We start from the raw sequence: 20,120 nt of genomic DNA, 5'->3' as shown, positions 1-20,120 counted from the left end.
AAAGGACAAGAGAGAAGGAGCCGGCCATGCCGCAGGTGTCCTCGTCACGGTTGCCGCTCTCCAGGGAGTGGACAATTGTGCTGCCGTTCAAGGGCGGCGCTTCCGCCAAGAGCAGGCTGGGCCAAAGTGAAAGTGGAGGTGAGGGATTCCGGCCGGACGTGCGGCACCGGTTGGCGCTCGCGTTCCTGTGCGACACCGTCACAACAGCCGCGGCGGCGCCCGAAGTCGGGAACGTAGTCGTCGTATCCTCCGACCCTGCATTGGAATCGGTACTTCCGCACGTCGACCGGTTGGACGATCCCGGACAGGGGCTGAACGCCGCCGTAAGCGCAGGCGTGGCGTGGGCGAGGTTGCGGAATCCGCTCGGCGCCGTCGCTGCACTCACGGCGGATTTGCCCTCTCTCACCACTGAGGATCTGACCCTGGCGCTAGCCCTGGCCGCGCAGCACCCCCTGGCTCTGGTGTCCGATCGTCACGGTTCCGGGAGCACGATGATTTCCGCGCTCCCCGGTGTTCAGGTCACCCCGCGGTTCGGGGTGCAGTCCTGCGCCGCCCATGTCCAAGCGGGACACCAGATTCTGCCGATACCCGCCGCGTCGACTTTGCGGGCAGACGTCGACACTTTCGAGGATCTTGCCGAGGCTCTGCAGAGGGGCGTGGGCGGAAACACCAGAGCCGCACTGCAGCAGGGTAGTCAGCACTATTTCCACGCCCGGTTCCCGGCACGAAAAGTAAGCAACTATAGGTGGGCCTCTGCGACCCGCTAAAGTTGCCGCTATGAACGGTTACCTAGGCGGAGGCAGCAGTCTGGGCCCTTCCGTTAAAAGTCACCGCGCGTTTTGATTCCTGACAGGTCAACTCCCAGTTCCGCAAAGGCATCCATGTCCAGTCTTGTTGTCACCGCCCTCCACGGCATTCCCGAGGTCAGCTCCGGCGATGACCTGGCCCTCATCATCGGCGAAGCCCTCTCCGCGTCCGCAGAGGGAATCGCCGATGGTGACATCCTCGTGGTCACGAGCAAGATCGTGTCTAAAGCCGAAGGACGCCAGATCAGCGCGGCGGACCGGGAAGCCGCCATCGATTCGGAAACTGTGCGCCTGGTGGCCAGCCGCCCCCACCCCGGGGGTATCACCCGGATCGTTGAAAACCGCCAGGGCTTGGTCCTGGCCGCGGCCGGGGTGGACAACAGCAACACTCCGGACGGCACGGTGTTGCTTCTTCCGCTGGATCCTGACGCCTCAGCACAGTCGCTCTGTCTGGCCCTGCGGAAGAGGTTCAATGTCGCGATCGGCGTGCTGATCAGCGACACCCTGGGCCGGCCCTGGCGTGAAGGACAGACCGATGCGGCGATCGGAGCTGCCGGCGTCCGAGTGCTCGAGGACTACCGTGGAACGCGCGATGCCCATGGCAATCTGCTCTCCGCATCCGCGGCTGCCGTTGCCGATGAAATTGCCGGCGCAGCGGATCTGGTCAAGGGCAAGTCATCCGGCCGGCCGGTGGCGCTCGTGCGGGGACTGGGCCATCTCGTGCTCGCAGACCCAGCCGACCCCGCCCCAATGCACCGGGCCCGTGGGCTGATCCGCAGCGCCGACCAGGACATGTTCCGGCTTGGCAGCGATGAGGCGTACGCGCAGGGCTTTGCGGACGGCCAGGCGGCGGCAGTCAGTCAGACGGCCCCTTCGAGGGTTCCGGAATAAGTCACGACCGGGCGATGGCTAACAGGATGGGGAAAGACCTCCGCTTTCACGGCGTAGACACTTTCGATCATCGTCGCTGTCAACACGTCGCCCACCGGCCCGGAGCTGACCACCTCTCCGCCGGAAAGCACAATAAGGTGGTCACAGAATTCAGCCGCCAGGTTCAGATCGTGCAGTGCCGCCACGACAGTGACTCCCCTAGCCGTGAGTCCACGAATCAGGGAGAGAACGCTGAGCTGTGCGTGTATGTCCAGATGATTGGTCGGCTCGTCGAGCAGCAGCAAGCGTGGATCCTGGACTAGCGCGCGGGCCAACTGGACGCGCTGGCGTTCGCCTCCGGAGAGCGTGTCGAACAGTCTGTGCCCGAAATCCTGCATGCCGACCGCAGCCAGGCTCGCCCCGGCAATGGTCAGATCATCCGCGCTGTCCCCTGCCAGTACAGACCGGTGCGGGGTACGGCCCAGAAGGACCACGTCCCGGACCGTCAGGGACAGCTCAGTGCGGGCATCCTGCTCGACCAGGGCGACCCTGCGGGCTCGGGCCCGGCGCCCCAGGGACCGCAGGTCCTCGCCGTCGAGCCATACGTTCCCGGCAAGTGGCGCCACGGTTCCTGCGATCAGGTGCAACAGGGTTGACTTGCCGGCGCCGTTGGGCCCGAGGACACCAGTCACCTTGCCGGCGGGTACTGACAGGTCAACGTCGCCGACAATCCTCCTGCCCCCGACGTCGTACCTCAGGCCGCGTACCTGCAGTGTCATGCAGTACCCCGCTTCCGCCACAGCAGCAGCGCGAAGACGGGCGCCCCGATCAGTGCGGTAATGATGCCCACAGGAACTTCCATTGGGTCGAATACGGTGCGGGCGATGGTATCAGCCCAGACCAGGAACAACGCCCCGGCCAGCGCGGACAGCGGCAGCAGGGCCCGATGGCGGGTTCCGGCCAGCAGCCGGATAACGTGGGGCAGGATCAGGCCGACAAAGCCGATCGAACCGCTCACCGCCACCATGGCGCCCGTCAGCAGCGCGGCACCGGCGAGCATCAGCCAACGTATCGCCGACACGTTGATACCCAGAGAGGAAGCCGACGCGTCGCCGAAGGCGAAACCGTCCAGGATCCTTCCGGTGGTCATCATCGGAATGCCGACCACCAAGAGCGCAGCGGCGCTGATGGCCACTGACTGCCAGGTTGTCCCGCCGAGGGAGCCCATCAGCCAGCCCAGAATCTCGCGGTAGGAATCCCCCTGGGCTGACCAGAAAATCACGAACGAAGTCACGGAAGAGGCCAGGGAGGAAACGGCCAGGCCGGCCAGGACTGTCCTGGTGGGGGTAAGTTTCCCTAGGGCCGTAGCCAGGGAAAGCGTCAGTACCAGCGCAATCATTGCCCCTGCGAAGGCGGCGACCGGCAGCAGGATCGCCGCACCTAACAGCAGCACCGCGACCGCGCCTAGAGATGCGCCCGAGGACAGGCCCAGCAGGTACGGGTCCGCGAGTGCATTTCGTGTGATGGCCTGCATGACCGCACCGCTCAAGGCCAGACCGGCGCCAACGCAGGCCGCGGTCAGCACGCGTGGCAGCCGCAGGTCCCAGACGATGCCGTCCAGCAACTCGGGCAGTGGCATGGCGCGGAAGCCCAGATGGTTCAGGACGGACCCCCAGACGTCGAAGGTGGAGATCGATGCCGGTCCGATCGTGACGGCAGCGGTGATGGAGAGTACGAGGGCGACAGCCAGCGCACCTCCCCAAACCACATTGGGCACCCGTCGGACCACACCGATGTCAATCTGCGACATTTAGCTCTTCCAGTTGCTCAGCCAGGCTGGCGACAGCGGAAACATTGCGGACTCCGGCCTCGGACGCGGGGAACGGCAACACCAGGTAACGTCCCTCACGGACAGCGTCCAGCTTCGCCGTCACCGGGTTGCTCTCCAGGACGCTGATTTTCTTCTCAGCAGTCCCCCAGCTCGAATCAATCAGCACAATCACGTCAGGGTCGCGTTCGGCCACAACCTCCCAGCTCAGCGGTGTCCAGGTGTCCTTTACATCAGCGGCAATATTTTCCAGGCCTGCGGCTTCCATGATCATCTGGGGCGCACCGATGCCGGCGCCGACGTATGGAGCATCAGCTGAACCCGAGCTGTACCACAGCGCTGTCAGGCCGGCCGTACTCGGCTTGACAGTGGCCAGCTCCTCCTGCTGGGAGGCGATAAATTCCTTGGCTGCGTCTTCGGCGTCGAAGATCCGGCCCACTTCTTCGATCTCCCTGAAGAGCTCCTCGAACGTCAGCGGGTTCGGCTTGTACTCAGGGGCCTTACAGGCTGCGGGCGACACGTAGGTATTAACGCCCAGCTTCTGCAGGGACGCACGTTCACCCGCAGCATCAGCCGAGAAATTCGATTCCCAGCCAGCGTAGACCAGATCCGGAGCGGCCTCGAGGACGGCTTCCTGCGACGGCAGCTTTTCGGCCAGCACGGGCGGGGCATCGGCTGTAAATTCGTCAGGAATGGGCCCGTCGGAAGCGGCGCTGCCGATAATCCGCTCACCGAGTCCAAGGGCAAGCAGCATCTCGGTCGAAGTCGATTTGATGGTCAGGACACGCTCCGGAGCATGGGTGAAGGTGACCTCGGTACCGCAGTTGTCGACCGTTACCGGCGCCCCGGCGGATCTTTCCGTGGACCGGGCCGCCCCGGGAGCCGCGGTCCCCTCGGCGGCAGTCGAAGCACAGCCGGTCAGGGCCAAGGCTGTGCACAGGGCCAAGACGGAAAACTTGGGGCGTGAAGTAGCAGGCATGAGAGGTCCTTAGGCAAGAACGAACAAGGAGATACGCCGTGGGGGGACCTGCTGCCCATCCTGAGCCAGCACACCGGGCCAAACCCGGTCCGGGGTCTACTCCGCGCACTCTACCGGGAATCCCGATTTTGTGTCCCATATGAACTAAATATGACGTCTACCACGTCAATTTGGGGAGCACATCCCGGCCGAAGACCTCGATCCACTCCCGCTGATTGCGGCCCACGTTATGCAAGTAGATCCGGCTGAATCCCAGGTCCACATAGCGCTGGATATGCTCCCGATGCACATCCGGATCGGCCGAAATCATCAGCCTCCCCTCAAAATGCTCAGGGCGGACGTACTTAGCCAACTGTTCAAATTCGAAAGGAGAACGGATGTCATTTTGGGGGAATCCCATGCCCCCGTTGGGCCATTCGGTGAGGGCGTTCTCCAGCGCCTCGGCGTCGGTAGGTGCCCAACTCAGGTGCAGGCGAAGGACCTTGGACAACTTGTCCGGATCCTTGCCCTTTTCCCTCGCGCCTTCCTCGAATCGCCGGAACAGGCCACTGATCTTCTCCAATGAGGCGCCGGTGGTGATCAGCCCGTCAGCAACGCGGCCGGCCCGTTTCGCCGCCACGGGTCCAGCCGTCGCAATCAGGATCTGCGGCGCTACTTCCGGCATGGTCCACAACCTTGTGGATTCGAGCTTGTAATAGGTTCCGGAATGCCTTACGTCGCGGCCCGCCAGTGAAGCTGCGAACAGCTTCCCGATAATCTCGGCCGCCTCGAACATCCGGTTGATCCGCTCCGCGGCTTCGGGCCAATAGGCGCCCACGATATGCTCATTGATGGCTTCCCCGGAACCGAGGCCGAGCCAATGCCGCCCGGGGTACATCGCTGCCAGCGTGGCCGAGGCCTGAGCGACCATCGCCGGATGCCACCTGAAGGTCGGAGTGGTCACCCCGGTGCCGAAGTCCCCCGCCGTCCGCTCGCCGATAGCGGTGAGCACATTCCACACAAACGAACTTTGCCCTTGCTGCGGCACCCATGGTTGAAACTGATCGGCTGCCATCACACCCCAATAACCGTGTTCCTCCGCGTAGCTCGAGAGTTCCAGAGCCTCACGCGGGTGGAACTGGCCGAGCATGGCAGCATAGCCGATTCGTGACTTTGGTTGAACCGACGTGGTGCCTTCAGTCATCCGATGCTTCCTTCTGCCATGAACTTGTCCAGCGCCAGTTTATTAGCCACGGTCTCGCAGGCCTCTCACAGACTATTTGGACGCCTTGGGCAGCGAGCTCGGCACCTTGACGCCGAACCCGAATACCTAGACTTCCGCCATATAATCATTATAATAAATACAAGGGTGCCTGATCAGATGGTGTCGCCCGGCAGGCATTCAGGAGGACTAAGCATGACAGTCGTATCCGAGTATTCCCCGGAACAAGGCCAGGGCGCATCCCGTCGGGACATACGCCGCATCGTCGCCGGCGGCGTGGCCGGCCAGATCGTCGAGTTCTACGATTATGCGCTGTACGGGTTGCTGGCGGCGTCGATCGCGCGGGTTTTCTTTCCCTCCGATGACCCGACCCTCGGCATCCTCTCGGCCTTCGCCGTGTTCGGCGTCGCCAACATCATGCGACCGCTCGGCGGCCTCATCCTTGGCCCGCTCGGCGATAGGGTGGGACGGCGAACCGTTCTGGTCATCTCGGTGACCACCATTTCGATCAGCACCTTCCTCGTGGGCGTCCTGCCCGCGGAAGCTGTCATTGGCATAGCCGCACCCATTCTGCTGGTGCTGCTGCGCCTAGTCCAAGGCTTCTCTGCTGGCGGCGAAGTCATCTCGGTAGTCACCTATATTGCCGAACATGCTCCAGCAAAACGCCGCGGCTTCTATACCGCGTTCCTGCAGAGCGGGGCGACATTCTCCTTCCTCCTTGCGTCCGCAGTGGTCCTGCTGGTCACCACGTGGGTGCCCCAGGAGGCCTTCGACTCATGGGGCTGGCGCCTTCCGTTCCTGCTGGCACTGCCGCTGGGCGGCGTGGCCATATACCTCCGGCTGAAGCTCGAGGAGAGCCCGGTGTTCATCAAGCTGCGACGGGAGGGTGAGCTTTCCCAGACGCCGCTGCGGGAAGCGCTCACCAAAACACCCTGGCTAATCGTCCAGGGCATCACCGTAGTGGCGCTGACCTTCTCTGCAAACTTCGTTTTTCTTTCATACTTCCCGACCTATTTGAAGGAACAGGGTTTTTCCAGCCAGGACTCCTTCATGGCCACGACGATAGGGTTGGGCCTGAGCGTGATTCTGCACCCGGTGATCGGACTGCTCTCGGACTACCTCGGCCGCAAGCAAGTGGCCCTCGCCGCCTCTGCATTCTTCCTGCTGCTGAGCTGGCCAGTGTTTGCGCTGCTCTCCTCAGGATCCCTTGGCCTGGTTGTCCTGGCGCTGGGCATCATGGCCGTGGGGCTGGGCGGCGCAGTGGCGGTGACCATCTGCTTTTTCACGGAGTTCACCTCCTCCCGGACCCGAATGGCCACCTTTGCCATCGGATACAACATAGGCGGTGCTCTCTTCGGGGGGCCTGCGCTCTTCCTGGTTCAGCTTCTGGTGATTCAGACGGGAGACGCACGCTCACCCTCGTACTACCTGATCGGCGCCGCCATCGTCACGCTGATCACCCTGCTAACCATTCGCCGGTACGCCAAGTCCGGTGAAGCCCTGCATTAACTCTGCGTGAAGCCCTCAGACTGATTTCCACGACCAACTGAACCGCTAGCCTGTCTTCCACCTCATGGAAATCCCTTGACGAGCTCAGTCTTGTGTCGGCTGTCGAACTGGTCCCGATGACGACTTCGGCCAGGGACGCGAGATTGAATGAGTTGGCTGATGAAGGGCTGTCAGTTCCAACGGACAAGCAAGGCTGAAGGACGTTTCTCTGGTGGTCGGGATGGTGTACTGCGCGGATTCGATCGATGACACGGCCTGCACCGCCACGGCGGGATGAAACGTGCTTTCGAGGCCTCTACGCGCCGTCCTCGCTGGGCTCGTTCCTGGGCCTTCACATCCTGGCACGGTCGGCAGCTGGACGTTGTCACCTCGCGTTTTCTGGTGAACTTACGCCTCAGGCACCGCTGCTGGGGTCACCGGTTCCAGAGAACCTTGCGTTCAGGGATCCCGAGGACGCGATTATCGAGTCCCACGGCTACGCCAAGCAGAGGGCCGAGTACGGGTATTCCGGTGCCCGTGTGCTGAACGCACTGGCACCGTTTCCACGAAGGACACGGCCCGGTGAATCGCCCAGCGGCTGCGCAAGTGGCGCAGCGAACTCGGCCTGCGGTGCCAAATGCCTGGTCACCGACGCCTGTCCAGCCTCAACCGGTTCGCGACGGACAAGCGGATGCTCTGCCGATTCAATTTGGCCCTCTGTGGCCATGCCACGTTCGCCGCTGCCTTGACCAGCCGAAATCGAATTCACCGTATTCAGCTCCCGCAAACAGGCCGGTCAGGTCACCGGCCTGCCGGTCATGCGCCGCATCCAGGATCTGAAACCGAATGCCGCCAAGCGGCAGGAAACCCTGTTCGACACGCAACACCATCTCGCGTTCTTCACCACCGATGCAACGGGATCCTGGACGCCGTGGCCGCGCAAGAACCCACCGGAAACCCACGGTGGGTGACAGTGCAGGTCAGCGCGGACTTGAAGGACAGCCCGCTGACCCGCATGCTCTCCGGTCTTTTCGCCGCAAACTCGGCCTGGCTCGGTGCCGCGGTCATCGCGGACAACCTCAGCCGCGCCTCAGGCTCCTTGCCCCGGGCCCCTTCGGCAAGGCCAGAACCGGGGCGTTCCGCCGCGAACTCATCCATATTCCAAGATGACCTCGAGTGCCCGGAAAACACGGCTCCACCTCCCGGACCGGCAAACTGCCCGGGAACAACTCTTTACCGGTGTCCAAGGCCCACCCCGCGGTATAGGACCCCGCCCAGCAGCTGGGCAAGGCAGCCAAGGGGCGGACGAATCATGTAAAGCAAGCAAGGGATGACCTGTAAGGCGCCGGATATTGCACAACACAAAGTACCGGTCTCAGAGGGGCCGAGCAGCATGAAGCGGTGCCGTGCAATCAGCCAACTAACCCAGATTCCCGTCACCAGTGTCCGGGGAGCGTGACTGTCCTTCACACGCTCCCCGGGGCACGATGGCTCAGGCTCAGCGGGTGACGGATCCGGTCAAGGATGCGATGGGCCGCAACAGGAGCGGCCGGGCGGCGATCCAGGCTGCGATCATGACCACCAGGGAGGCTGCGAAGATCCAGAAGCCGACCCAGCTTGTATCGTCGCGGCTGGCATACATGTGATTCAGGTTCCGCAGGACCCCGGTAGCCAGGACCAGGGTCACGTGAACGATGATGAAGCCGACGAAGTAGAACATGACTGGCAGGTGCACCGCCCTGGCGACCTCGATCGGGTAGATCCGGTTAAGCTTCTCGGTGTGCTTCGGCCAGGCCGATGACATCCTCAGCCCGGTGATAATGGCCAGCGGAGCAGCGATGAAGACAGTAACGAAGTAGGCCAGGAGCTGAAGGCTGTTGTAGTTGACCCATCCGTTCTCGGCCGGCCAGTCCAGTGAGGCATATTGCAAGGCGGCCGAGGCTGCGTTGGGGAAAACGTCCCAGCTCTGCGGAACCAGGCGCATCCACTGGCCGGTGGCAAAAATCAGGATGAAGAAAACGGCGCCGTTCAGGACCCACAGCGCGTCCAGGCTGAGGTGCAGCCAAAGGTGCAGACTGATCTTCGTGGGCGGGTTCTTGGTGCGGATCAGACCCTTGTTGTTGCGGGTCCAGTAGGCCGGGGGCCGCGTGGTGGTCCGGACCAGCCAGCCGGTGCGAATGATCAGGAGCATAAAGAAGGCATTCAGGAAGTGCTGCCAAGCAAGCCAAGCGGGAAACCCGACCGGCGCGCCATGGGGCAGTTCGGATTCACCCGGATAGTCCGAGACGAAGGACTGCACGGCGGGAAGGCCGCGGAGACCTTTGGCTGCGAGGACCACCGCAAGGAGAACAACAAGGGCTGCGGGCACGATCCAGACAAGTTTGAACCACTTGCTCCTGGCGGCCGTGGGTTTTGTTGGTGTCGATGTGGACATGAGGCAACGTGTCTCTCTGGAGTGGACGGTTCACGTCGGTGGCGTAAGGGAACGAGTCGGCGGTCCCCCGGGGAAGTGGGCGGCTGCCTCCGCCTGCAGGGCTGTCTGGCAGTTTGTTGTCCCGGCCGGACGCCGTCCGGCCGGGACAACGGATTAGCTGGCGCGGGCTTCAATCGCCTTGATCAGTTGAGGCACGACGGCGAAGACGTCGCCCACGACGCCGAAATCGGCGACGTCGAAGATCGGGGCCTCCGGGTCCTTGTTGATGGCGACGATCGTCTTCGCGGTCTGCATGCCGGCCCGGTGCTGGATTGCCCCGGAGATACCCAGCGCGATGTATAGCTGCGGCGAGACGGTAGTGCCGGTCTGCCCGACTTGGAACGTCTGCGGCACGAAACCGGCGTCGACGGCGGCCCGGGAGGCGCCCACGGCTGCTCCGAGGGCGTCGGCGAGCTGCTCGACGAGTTCGAAGTTCTCCTTCGAGCCGAGACCTCGACCGCCGGAAACCACCTTGTCCGCGCCGCGCAGTTCCGGACGACTGGAAGACACAACTGCGTCAACGGCTCTATCGATCACCGCTGAAGCACCGGCGTCAACGGTCCCGGACACTTTGGTGAGGGCGGCCGCCTGCGGGTTGGCACGTTCCTCGATCGCGCCCTGGCGCACAGTGACCACGGCGGGTCCACCCTCAACGGAGGATTCGACGGTGTAGGCACCGCCGAACACAGAGTGGGTGACGACGATTCCGGTACTGTCCATACGCAGGTCAACGGCATCGATTACCAGTCCGGCGCGCAGGCGGACTGCCAGGCGCGCTGCCACATCCCGGCCTTCGACCGAATTGACCGTTAGGATTGCCGCCGGTTCCAGCGCCGATGCGGCGGCGGCGAGAGCCTCCACCTGCGGCGTGACAAGAAGCTTGCCGACCTGGTCGCCCTCCACCAGATAGACCTGCGCCGCCCCGAGGGAGCCGAGTTGCTCCGCGATTCCGTCCCCGGTCCCGGGGGCCGCGGCCACGACGGCTACGGGGGTGCCGAGCCTGGCCGCCGCGGCAAGCAGCGAAGCGGTGGTGCCCCGAATCTCGCCGGTCGCTGAGGTTTCAATGAGCGCAAGTATGTTTGACATTTTCGGTTCCTCCGTTAGATCAGTCGGCCGGCTGCGAGGAACTCTGCGAGTTGCTCGCCGGCGTTCCCCTCATCGACAATTTTTGTTCCGGCCGTGCGTGCCGGACGCTCACTGGTGGTCAGGACGACGGAACGTCCACCCGCGAACGTTCCAGCCGAATCGAGGCCGAGTTCGGCAAGCGAAACGACCGCCAACGGTTTCCTCTTCGCCGTCAAGATGCCTTTGAAGTTCGGGAAACGGGCCTCGGCCGCGCGCTCGGTGACCGAAATGACTGCGGGCAGGGACGCGTGCACGTCCAGGCTTCCGTATTCGGTAGCGCGTTCTCCACTGACTGAGTCAGTTGCGATCTCAACCGAATCGAGGAAGCTGAGGTGCGGGAGGTTCAGGTGTTCGGCCACCATCGCGGGAACAGCACCGCCCCGGCCGTCCGTAGACTCGTTACCGGCGATGACGAGGTCATAGTCATCGCGCGGCAGTGCGGCGGCGAGCACCGCGGCGGTCTTGCCCATATCGGCACTCGCCAGAGCGTCATCGAGCACATGGATCGCGGCGTCAGCGCCCATGGACAACCCCTTGCGCAACGCAGAGTTGGCGGATGCAGGCCCCATAGTGAGCACCGTGATGTGGGTCCCCTTGTGGGCATCCTTGTACCTGAGGGCGACCTCAAGCGCGCGTTCGCTGATCTCGTCAACGACCGCTTCGCTCGCGCCCCGGTCCACCAGACCGGTCAGTGTGTCAAGCTTCCGCTCACCGTACGTATCCGGTACCTGCTTCATGAGCACGATGATCTTCATTGCTTTACTCCTTTTGTTGCGTCCACGCCGAACGTGGAAACATGGTTCGTGCTGACCCCTACAAGTGAAGGCCGCAGGCGGCTGGTCCGTAGCGCTTGGCTATCGCTGGATTCATTCATTGTTCTGCTCGTTTCTCTACAAGATCGGCTAGGAACCGTCCCGAGTTCGGGCGTGATTTCCTATGGTCTGGGCCAGCGCGAATGCCTGCCTGGTTGCGAAAACCAGACGGCGGGGGGCATAAGCGTCTCCGAGGATGTGGATCTGCGGCAACCGGTGCTTGAGCTGGTCATACAGCCCGGAGTCGGAAACCCCCGCACAGGCCAGGACCACAGAATCAATGTCACCGACCACTTCTTCCCGGCCGGAGTATACGTTTCGGGTCCGGACCGAACCCTCCTTGATCGCGACCACTTCCTCCATGAAACGCATCTGCACTCCCCGTTCGCTGAGCCGGCCCAGGATGCCGCCCGCGATGTAGCGGCCGAGGAGCGGGGCCGGTCCCGGGGTTGCGTAAACGACGGTGACCTGATGGCCACGTTCGGCGAGATAATCTGCCACCGAAAGGGGCGGAACGTGGTCATCCTGGGCCAGCACCAGCACGCGCTGCCCGGGTACAGCCGTACCATTGAGCACGTCCCGGATGTCGTGCACATGCTCCGCGGTGACGCCGTCAATTGCCGGTGTACGCGAAGTGGCTCCGGTGGCGATGGCGACGACGTCGGCCCCCGCATCTTCCACAAGCTCCGCTGTCGCCCGATAGCCGAGCTTCACATCAACGCCGATCTGACCGAGTCGGCGTTCCTGCCAGGCCAGATAGCGGACGTAGCCCTCGTGGCGTGGCGCCTTTACAGCGATCCGCAATTGTCCGCCCAGTGCATCGTCCGCTTCCCAAAGCTCGACGTCGTGGCCCGCCTCGCGGGAGAGCGCAGCGAGTTCCATGCCGGCCGGACCGCCGCCGACGATCAGGACCTTCTGCGGGATCTGGGCCGGCGGCCAAGGGCCGTCGACTTCCTTGCTGGTGTGCGGGTTCACGGCGCAGCCGAAGGGCAGCCCTTCGACGTAACGACGGCTGATGCACTCGTTGCCGCCCACGCACGGGCGGATGTCCTGCGTGCGCCCCTCTTTGGCCTTCAGCAGCAATTCCCCATCGGCGATGTGGGCTCGGGCCATTCCCACGACGTCGGCATGGCCGGCGGCCAGCACACGCTCGGCCACCTCCGGGCTGTTTACCCTGCCGGTGTGCACGACGGGCAGCGAGACGGCCCGCTTGAAGTTGCCGGCAAGATCGGCCCACTGGGCGTCGTCGTAGTAGGTCGGCTGGATGTAGCTGGGGTTGCCCCAGGGAGTGCCGACGACGACGTGGAAGTAGTCGATGAGGCCAGTAGACTCAAGGTACTGGGCGATCTGGATTCCCTCATTGGCGTCGTAACCGCCCGGTACTTCCTCGCGGAGGTTGATCCGCACGCCCACCGTCATGGTGCTGCCGACCACGTCACGGATGTTTTCCAATGCCTCGATGGAGAACCGGGCGCGCTTCTCCATCGAGCCGCCGTACTCGTCCTCGCGGTGGTTGGTCAGCGGCGAGAGGAACCATTCGAGGATATCGTCGTGGTTCATGTGCAGTTCGATACCGTCCAGCCGGGCAGCCTGGGCCTGTCCTGCCGAGAAGCGGTATTCCTGCATGAAGGTTTTGATCTCATCCCGGTCCAGCACATGCGGTGCCAGATTAATCACTGGGGAGCTCATGAGCGAGGAGGCACCGTGCGGCATGCCTCCCTGATGGACCATCTGGGCGCTAGCCGTGGCTCCAGCGGCGTGCATCGTATCGGAGAACTGCTGTATGCGCTCAACGAAGTAGGGCAGGCGGTAGCAGCCGTCCGTGGCGGCGCCAACACCCGTGGGCTCAAAGCCGGGGATGATCGGATTGCGAATGTGACCAGTGATACCGTCGATCCAGGCCGCCCCGGCCTTGGCCCGAGCTTCCCAGTAAGCGATGTTACGGTCCGCTTCAGCCTGCGTCCCGAAGAGATTGCCGATCGCTGAACCGTGAGGCGGCAACATGGTACGGTTCCGCAGCTTCATTGTGCCGATTTGAATCGGCGAGAAGAGCGTGGGAAACGCGGCGCTGGTGCCAGCCTCTTCGTCAGTCAAATCGTGCGTGGTGGTCATGTTTCACCTTCCGTGGATCGATCCTGCCGTCTCGAACTGCTTCGGGATCCTGTTTCACGAACACCATAACAGAATAGTGCATATCATGACCATAGATTATTTCGAGATCGCAGGATACTGCTGAATCACGCGTGAATCATCCGGCGACCAGGGCGTGCTCCCTTATTGGCGCAGCCAAATGAGCACGGCGCCGAGGGCGATCCCGGCCCGGTAGGTTTGGGCAAGTAAGGCGCATGGGGGCAGCGTGCCGCACCGCTGCCTGAAGAGATTAAAGGACTGCTCGACTGCAGCCCGCCCTCTGCATGCTCCGGGCCGACGCCGACGGGGCGGCCGCTGCGGGAGCCCGTTTGCGGTCAGCGATCCGATCGGCCGGTTCCGGAATGCGATTACGGAACGGCGGCCGCACTGCCCTTCCGATCCGGCCAGCAGGGGCTCGATCCGTTCCCACTGGGCGTTACCGAGAACAGCGAAACAAGACACCCCGCCAGTACCCGAGCGATCCACCGGACGATTTAGGAGATGCGCCCTTGACCGCAGGCGCTTCCGTCAGGGCTGTCCACCATCGACCGAAATGATGGCCCCGGTGGTGTAGCTTGAAGCATCGCTGGCCAAGTACAGTGCCGTGCCAACGATTTCCTCCGGCTGGCCGCCCCGATTCAGGGCGAATGACCGTGCACGTTCAGCGAAAGCCTGTTCATCCCAGGACTTGCTCACGTCGGTCAAGAAGGTGCCGGCCATGATGGCGTTGCAGCGCACCGTAGGCCCGAAGGTGTGGGCCAGGCCGATGGTCAGGGCATTGAGCCCCGCCTTTGCCGCCGCATACGGAAGTGTATGCGGTTTTGGACGGACGGCGGCCGCACTCGAGATGTTGATGATGGACCCGCCCTCACCCGCAGCCATGCGCGTCCCCACCAGGGCGGCCAGGCGGAAGGGCCCTTTGAGGTTGACATCGATCACCTTATCGAAGAGCTGTTCACTAACGGAATCGACCGAGTCGTAGAGCGGTGACATGCCAGCATTGTTGATCAGAATGTCCACCTTGCCGAACCGCTCATAGGAAGCATCCACAAGGGGCTCGAGCTGGTCCCACTGCCCAACATGCACCCCGAATCCCATGGCCTGCCGCCCAGTTTCCGCCTCCAATTCTTTGGCGAATTCGACGCATGCATCGCCGTTGCGGCTGGCAACGATAATGTCAGCGCCCGCCCGCGCGAGTCCTAGCGCCATGGCACGGCCCAGGCCGCGGCTCCCGCCCGTCACCAGTGCCACGCGGCCCTTAAGATCGTAAGAGTTAGAAATCTCCGTCGACATGCTCTCCCCTTATGTCGTCAACCGCTGATGCGGTTGCTACGCGGCCAGGCTTTCCCCTGTCCATGTCTTGAATAATATTTATGGTAATCATAGATTCCAAGAAGCGGCCCTGCAGGGAAAAGAAGTTTCCCTCAAACCCTGCCACTACAAGTCAAGTTCTGCTAATCTATTATCACTATTACCATGTAATTCGAAGCGTCCAATGAAAGAGGGTGAGGCTGTGATGAACCAGCCCAACACGGATACACCAGGCCTGCTCCACGGCGTACGCGTCGTGGAACTCGGATCGATGTACGCCGCGCCCACTGCAGGACGCATGCTTCGGGACTTCGGCGCCGAAGTCGTCAAGGTTGAAGACCCAGTCAACGGAGACTTCGCCCGCCAGTGGCAGCCGCAAAAGGATGGACTGGCCCTAGGTTTCGCCCGATTGAACTCCGGGAAGCGCTCGGTGGGCATCGACCTGAGGAAGCCGCAGGGCAGGGATATCGCCCTCGGCCTCATCCGGAAGGCCGATGTCGTCATTGAGTCCTTCCGGCCTGGGCGCCTCGAGGCCTGGGGAATGGGATACGACGTCCTTTCCAAGGAGAATCCCCGTCTGGTCCTGACCCGGGTCAGCGGCTTTGGGCAGAACGGACCATACAGCGGTCGTCCGGGCTTCGGTACAGTCGCAGAGACCGCGAGCGGCTACGCCTTCCTGAACGGCTGGCCGGACACTCCGCCGACCTCGCCCCCCTTTGGATTCGCGGATTCCATCGCCGGCATCTCAGCCGCATTCGGAACAGCCATGGCTTTGTACCGACGCGAACTGAGCGGCGTCGGTTCAGAAGTGGATGTAGCCCTGTATGAACCGCTGATGTTCATCCTGGGGGATGCTCTGCTGAACTATACCTCCACGGGAACCATCATGACCCGCGTCGGCAATACCTCCGGGTCGGCTTCGCCGCGGGGAATCTATCAGGCACAAGACGGAGGATGGCTTTCCATTGCAGCCTCCGCACAGACCATCGCCATGCGGCTTTTCGACGCAATGGGCCGCCAGGATCTGAAGACCGACGAGCGCTATGCCACCAATTCGGCGCGAATGGCAAACAACGCCGAACTGCAGGAGATCGTCAAGGCCTGGGTTGCTTCAATGCCTCGAAACAAGGTGTTGGACACCCTCGAAGAGTACGAAGTCGTCGCAGCCGCCGTCAATGATTCAAGTGACATCGTCCAGGACCCGCACTTCCTGGAACGAACACTGGTGGGACTGACCGGAACGGTCCTGGGCAATGCCCTCATGCCGGGGCCGATCCTCCACGTTGCCGGTGGTGCGGAACCGGTGTACGAAGGCGTACCCGCAGTAGGTGAACACACTGCAGCCATCCTCGGGAAGGAACTGGCCCTTGGTCAGGAAGCTTTGGACAAACTCGCTGCTGACGGCGTGATTTCCGCAACCTGACGGCCGCAGGTCCACAGACCGGCCAGTTTAGAGGTAGTCTGTTTTTCCTAACCATGCTAATGATATGCCGCTCTCCAGCGATAGCGCGGACACCGGTAAGCGAAGGAACCCGAGTGACACAGACATCATTACGGCCACAGAAGACAGCGATGCTCGTGGCCCAGCGCATCGTCGCCGACATCCAGCGCCGTGGCAACAATGTCGGCGATCGCCTCCCGCCGGAGCGGGTGATGCTGGAGGAATACGAGATCGGCCGGGGTACGCTGAGGGAGTCCCTGCGCTTCCTGGAGCTCCAAGGGGTCATCGCGCTGCGGCCGGGCCCGGGCGGCGGTCCAGTGGTCCAGCAGCCGGACGGTACCGGCCTGGCCACCGCACTGACACTGCTGCTGCAGTTCGAGAATGCCCCCTTCCGCACTATCGCGGAGTCGCGGACCGGGCTCGAACCCATGATGGCCCAGCTGGCCGCCACGCGCATGAACGCAGCAGAGCTTGCCGGACTCAAGTACAGCGTCGACCATATGGGCGAGCATATTGGTGACGAAGCGGAGTTCCTTGAGATGAACAAGCGGTTCCATGACATCATTGCCCATGGTTCCGGCAACGTAATGTTCGGCTATCTCGTGGAGTCACTGCTCGGCATGCTCGACGGAAGCGCGATCGGCATCGACTACCCGGAGCATCGCAGGATTGCTGTCCACGAGGCTCACGCCAGCATCTATGAGGCAATTGCGGCCCGCGACCCGGAAGCGTCCGCAAAGGCCATGCACGACCACATCACGGCCTATGCCCGCTACGCGGAACGAAAATTCCCCGAACTGCTGGACACACCGATTTCATGGACGGTGCGCTAGCTGCAGTAGGCAGAGGCCGGTCACCGGAAGGAATTCACTATGAAATCCGATACAGACACAAGTCCCGAAAGGTACGGGCAGAAGGCCTCCGGAAGCTTCGAGGAGCTGTGCTCATTACTGCGGCCGCGCCCACAAGGTAACGGCAGATATATCGGCGGCCCCCGGCCTTCCATTGGGGTGTGCCGTACGGAGGATTGTTGGTAGCGCAGGCCCTGGCCGCCGCTTCGGCGGACGTACCGGACGGCATTTGGGTCCGGAGCCTTCACGCTTACTTCGTCGGAGCGGGTGCCGCAACCCAAGATGTGGACATCGACGTCCTGCCCCTTGCTGACGGTCGGTCCACGTGCTGGCGATCGGTGCAGGTGCGGCAGGAAGGCCGTCTGCTGCTGACCGCCGAACTCACCTTCGCCCGGGACTCCAGTAGCCCGGTTCATCAGGTGCGGATGCCCCCCGCCCGTCCGCCCGAGGAGCTCCCGGATGTCGGACGGAGCCTTGCCGGCTACGACGACGTCCACGTCCATTGGAACGAAGACTCGGCCTTCGACCTGCGCTACGTAGAGGCCCCACCCCGGCTGGCGGCGGAAACCGGGGAAAACGAGCCCCGATCGTCGGTATGGGTGAAGGCCACGGGCCAGGATCCAGCCGACCGGGCCCTGAACGCGGCGTTGCTTGTCTACGCAAGTGATATGTGCATGCTGGATCCGTTGTTGAAGCCTCATGGATTGTGGTGGGGCACCGGCAGCGCTTCGGGCTTGTCAATGGATCATTCGATGTGGTTTCATGCACCCGCACGGACAGATGAATGGATCCTTGTGGACCAGCATTCGCCCGCCCTGCGGAACGGCCGCGGGCTGGCATTGGCCGATATGTTCTCCCGAAACGGCGAACTGCTGTGTACCGTGGCACAGCAGGGAGCCATGCGGATCAATTCCTAACAGCGCGGGGGTCCAGCCCTGTTTCCAGGACTGGGCCCCCATAAGCCTGATTCCAGCCAGCGTCGGATCTTAGCTGAGCTTCCCGGCCAGGAGTGCGTCTCGCACGGTGTGCTGATTACAGGAGCAGTAGATTTGTGCGCCGGCATCGCAGCGTCCTCCTGCGGGCCAGAGTTCCTCGGCTCCGCAACGAGTGATCTTTCAATTCATTTCATGGCCGCCGCCCTCATGACCCCACTGGTCGTCGAGGCCGACGTGCTTCGAAGGGGTCGGCGTAGCTGCGTCCCCCACGTGCGAATTGCGGACGCCGAGGGGAACCTTTGCGCCGCAGCCACCGGAACCTGGGTGCTGCGGAATGCGACCGTCCGGTCGCCCGGATACGCTCAGGTGGCGGCGGGAATCCGTGCGCAGAGCAGGACTGCAGAAGGAGCAGCACCTTGAGCTTGGAACAATTGCTGTCGCAGCGGCACAGCTGCCGAGGGTTCCTGCCGGAGCAGGTACCGGCCGAGACCATGAACAAGGCCTTTGAACTAGCACAGAGGACGGCGTCCTGGTGTAACACGCAGCCCTGGCAGGTACACGTGACCAGCGGCGAAGGAACCTCCAGATTCGCCAAGGCCCTGACCGAATACGCTGCAAACTCCCCGGCACGTTCGGACTTCGAGATGCCAAGGGCTTACACCGGCGTTTATCGGGATCGACGCCGCGAGAGCGGGTTTGCGCTGTACAACGCCCTTGACATCGCCCGGGAAGATTATGCCGCCCGGACCGAACAGGCCGTGAAGAACTTTTCCTTTTTTGGCGCACCGCACACGGCGATCATCACCACAGACAGCGCCCAGGGCATCTATGGCGCCATTGACTGCGGCGGCTACATCGCGAACCTGCTGCTCGCGGCGCAGTCACTGGGGATAGCAACTGTCGCACAGGCGTCCATCGCCATGTACTCGGATTTCGTCAGGTCCTTCTTGGACCTTTCCGACGACCGTCAGATCGTATGCGCGGTGTCCTTCGGCTTCGAGGATCCGCAGCATCCTGCCAACTCTTTCCGCACAATGCGCGCCGAAGTGTCGGAAGCGGTCCATTACATCCCGTAATGAGCGGTGCTGTTACCGGCAGTTACTGCCGGTAACAGCGATCAGGCCTGCTGTCCGGATTCTCCTGTGCCGGTCAGAGGTAGGCTTTGAGCCAGTCGCTTCCTGCCTCCGAGTAGAGCGCTTCCGGCCAGTCCGCGGGCCGGTGATCACCGTATGCACGCACACTGTTACGGTCGGCAAGTCCTTCAGCGTACTCAGCGACCGGGAGGTAATACATATAGGACATCAATCGGTCTGCGAACTGCCATCTGCCGTTTACACGGCGATAGGTGTCCTTGTACCTCAGGGCGACCTGCATAGCGACACCGTTGCGGGCCACCTCGGCATGCGACGCCAATAGGCCGGTAGCAACGTCCGGATCGGCATCGTTGAAGCGCACAACATGCCCATGGCTGTAGTGGTTCGTTGGGCCAAGGGCAGCAAAACGCCCCAGATAGGTCTCGACGATTTCCTCGATGCCCGTTGCACCGAAGACGCCGTCCTGGGACCGAAGAGTAGCGTCGGCGGCGAAGATCTGCCGGATCCCTGCTTCGTCACGCTCATCCATGACGAACCCATAGAGAATCCCCAACTCCTGGATTGCTGCCCTGTCTTCTAGCCGCCGGATTCGTTCCTCAATCGACAATGTTGCTGCCATCGGTCACTCCTTGATTCTTGGCTCGATCATTTGCTGGCAGGGGTTTTTCCGCCGACTTCGGCAGGATGCCCAGGGGTAAAGTCGCACCGACCGGGAGCTGCCGCGACACATCCTTCAACCTGCCGGCACAGCCAGCGGCCCCAGCATTTGGCCATCC

General features: G+C 62.8%; 19 protein-coding genes. 8 read left to right on the top strand and 11 right to left on the bottom strand.

The features are described 5' to 3' along the window. Positions 1-26 precede the first annotated feature (26 nt). Complete coding sequence (gene cofC / locus AC5RWU_RS09815) at positions 27-767, top strand: 2-phospho-L-lactate guanylyltransferase (RefSeq protein WP_494029597.1); 741 nt, start codon at positions 27-29, stop codon at positions 765-767. Positions 768-842: 75 nt separating this feature from the next. Then, positions 843-1,697, top strand: a complete 855-nt coding sequence (locus AC5RWU_RS09810) for a coenzyme F420-0:L-glutamate ligase (RefSeq protein ID WP_494029754.1) — start codon at positions 843-845, stop codon at positions 1,695-1,697. On the opposite strand, the gene AC5RWU_RS09805 is transcribed toward AC5RWU_RS09810, so the two are convergent. The 4 genes from AC5RWU_RS09805 to AC5RWU_RS09790 form a co-directional block, all read right to left on the bottom strand. Further along, positions 1,667-2,455, bottom strand: a complete 789-nt coding sequence (locus AC5RWU_RS09805) for an ABC transporter ATP-binding protein (RefSeq protein ID WP_494029598.1) — start codon at positions 2,453-2,455, stop codon at positions 1,667-1,669. The genes AC5RWU_RS09810 and AC5RWU_RS09805 overlap by 31 nt on opposite strands. Continuing rightward, positions 2,452-3,486 carry a putative F420-0 ABC transporter permease subunit gene (locus tag AC5RWU_RS09800; protein ID WP_494029599.1) on the bottom strand — a complete coding sequence of 345 codons (1,035 nt, stop codon included), beginning with the start codon at positions 3,484-3,486 and terminating at the stop codon, positions 2,452-2,454. The genes AC5RWU_RS09805 and AC5RWU_RS09800 overlap by 4 nt, the downstream gene beginning before the upstream one ends. Further along, a complete protein-coding gene (locus AC5RWU_RS09795; RefSeq protein ID WP_494029600.1) occupies positions 3,473-4,483 on the bottom strand; it encodes a putative F420-0 ABC transporter substrate-binding protein in 1,011 nt (336 codons plus the stop codon). Before AC5RWU_RS09795 ends, AC5RWU_RS09800 begins: the two co-directional genes overlap by 14 nt. A 157-nt stretch (positions 4,484-4,640) precedes the next feature. Further along, a complete protein-coding gene (locus AC5RWU_RS09790) occupies positions 4,641-5,666 on the bottom strand; it encodes a TIGR03557 family F420-dependent LLM class oxidoreductase (protein WP_494029601.1) in 1,026 nt (341 codons plus the stop codon). Positions 5,667-5,843: 177 nt separating this feature from the next. Here AC5RWU_RS09790 and AC5RWU_RS09785 point away from each other — a divergent pair, with 177 nt between their 5' ends. Then, positions 5,844-7,193, top strand: coding sequence for an MFS transporter (locus AC5RWU_RS09785; RefSeq protein WP_494036973.1), 1,350 nt, complete (start codon positions 5,844-5,846; stop codon positions 7,191-7,193). 683 nt (positions 7,194-7,876) lie between these two features. Here the strand turns inward: AC5RWU_RS09785 and AC5RWU_RS09780 are convergent. The 6 genes from AC5RWU_RS09780 to AC5RWU_RS09755 form a co-directional block, all read right to left on the bottom strand. Further along, the gene (locus AC5RWU_RS09780; protein WP_494036972.1) at positions 7,877-8,062 is read right to left on the bottom strand and encodes a hypothetical protein; all 186 of its coding nucleotides are present in this window, start codon (positions 8,060-8,062) and stop codon (positions 7,877-7,879) included. Positions 8,063-8,670: 608 nt separating this feature from the next. Further along, positions 8,671-9,606: a cytochrome b/b6 domain-containing protein gene (locus tag AC5RWU_RS09775; protein WP_494029604.1), complete on the bottom strand. Its 936-nt coding sequence runs from the start codon at positions 9,604-9,606 to the stop codon at positions 8,671-8,673. A 153-nt stretch (positions 9,607-9,759) separates the two neighbouring features. After that, entirely contained in the window at positions 9,760-10,731 is a 972-nt protein-coding gene (locus AC5RWU_RS09770) for an electron transfer flavoprotein subunit alpha/FixB family protein (RefSeq protein WP_494029605.1), read from the bottom strand. A gap of 14 nt (positions 10,732-10,745) precedes the next feature. Continuing rightward, positions 10,746-11,525, bottom strand: coding sequence for an electron transfer flavoprotein subunit beta/FixA family protein (locus tag AC5RWU_RS09765; RefSeq protein ID WP_494029606.1), 780 nt, complete (start codon positions 11,523-11,525; stop codon positions 10,746-10,748). A 147-nt stretch (positions 11,526-11,672) separates the two neighbouring features. After that, positions 11,673-13,694 (bottom strand): oxidoreductase, encoded by a 2,022-nt coding sequence (locus AC5RWU_RS09760; protein ID WP_494029607.1) that lies wholly within the window; start codon positions 13,692-13,694, stop codon positions 11,673-11,675. A gap of 546 nt (positions 13,695-14,240) precedes the next feature. Next, entirely contained in the window at positions 14,241-15,005 is a 765-nt protein-coding gene (locus AC5RWU_RS09755) for an SDR family NAD(P)-dependent oxidoreductase (RefSeq protein WP_494029608.1), read from the bottom strand. 223 nt (positions 15,006-15,228) lie between these two features. On the opposite strand from AC5RWU_RS09755, the gene AC5RWU_RS09750 reads away from it, so the two are divergent. From AC5RWU_RS09750 to AC5RWU_RS09730, 5 genes are all read left to right on the top strand, one after another. Next, a complete protein-coding gene (locus AC5RWU_RS09750; RefSeq protein WP_494029609.1) occupies positions 15,229-16,446 on the top strand; it encodes a CaiB/BaiF CoA transferase family protein in 1,218 nt (405 codons plus the stop codon). A 113-nt stretch (positions 16,447-16,559) separates the two neighbouring features. Continuing rightward, positions 16,560-17,297 carry a FadR/GntR family transcriptional regulator gene (locus AC5RWU_RS09745; protein WP_494029610.1) on the top strand — a complete coding sequence of 246 codons (738 nt, stop codon included), beginning with the start codon at positions 16,560-16,562 and terminating at the stop codon, positions 17,295-17,297. Between the two features lie 179 nt (positions 17,298-17,476). Next, entirely contained in the window at positions 17,477-18,232 is a 756-nt protein-coding gene (locus AC5RWU_RS09740) for an acyl-CoA thioesterase (RefSeq protein ID WP_494029611.1), read from the top strand. 108 nt (positions 18,233-18,340) lie between these two features. Next, positions 18,341-18,670, top strand: a complete 330-nt coding sequence (locus AC5RWU_RS09735; RefSeq protein ID WP_494029612.1) for a PaaI family thioesterase — start codon at positions 18,341-18,343, stop codon at positions 18,668-18,670. Then, on the top strand, positions 18,667-19,326 hold the full coding sequence (locus AC5RWU_RS09730; protein WP_494036971.1) for a nitroreductase: 660 nt from the start codon (positions 18,667-18,669) through the stop codon (positions 19,324-19,326). Before AC5RWU_RS09735 ends, AC5RWU_RS09730 begins: the two co-directional genes overlap by 4 nt. 73 nt (positions 19,327-19,399) lie before the next feature. Here the strand turns inward: AC5RWU_RS09730 and AC5RWU_RS09725 are convergent, their stop codons facing one another. Further along, positions 19,400-19,963: a nuclear transport factor 2 family protein gene (locus AC5RWU_RS09725; protein ID WP_494029613.1), complete on the bottom strand. Its 564-nt coding sequence runs from the start codon at positions 19,961-19,963 to the stop codon at positions 19,400-19,402. Positions 19,964-20,120 lie beyond the last annotated feature (157 nt).

The sequence above is a fragment of the Arthrobacter sp. B0427-1-12 genome (genome assembly GCF_059092905.1).
The sequence above is the reverse complement of the archived record's forward strand: the minus strand, read 5'-3'. Positions and strand labels throughout refer to the sequence as shown.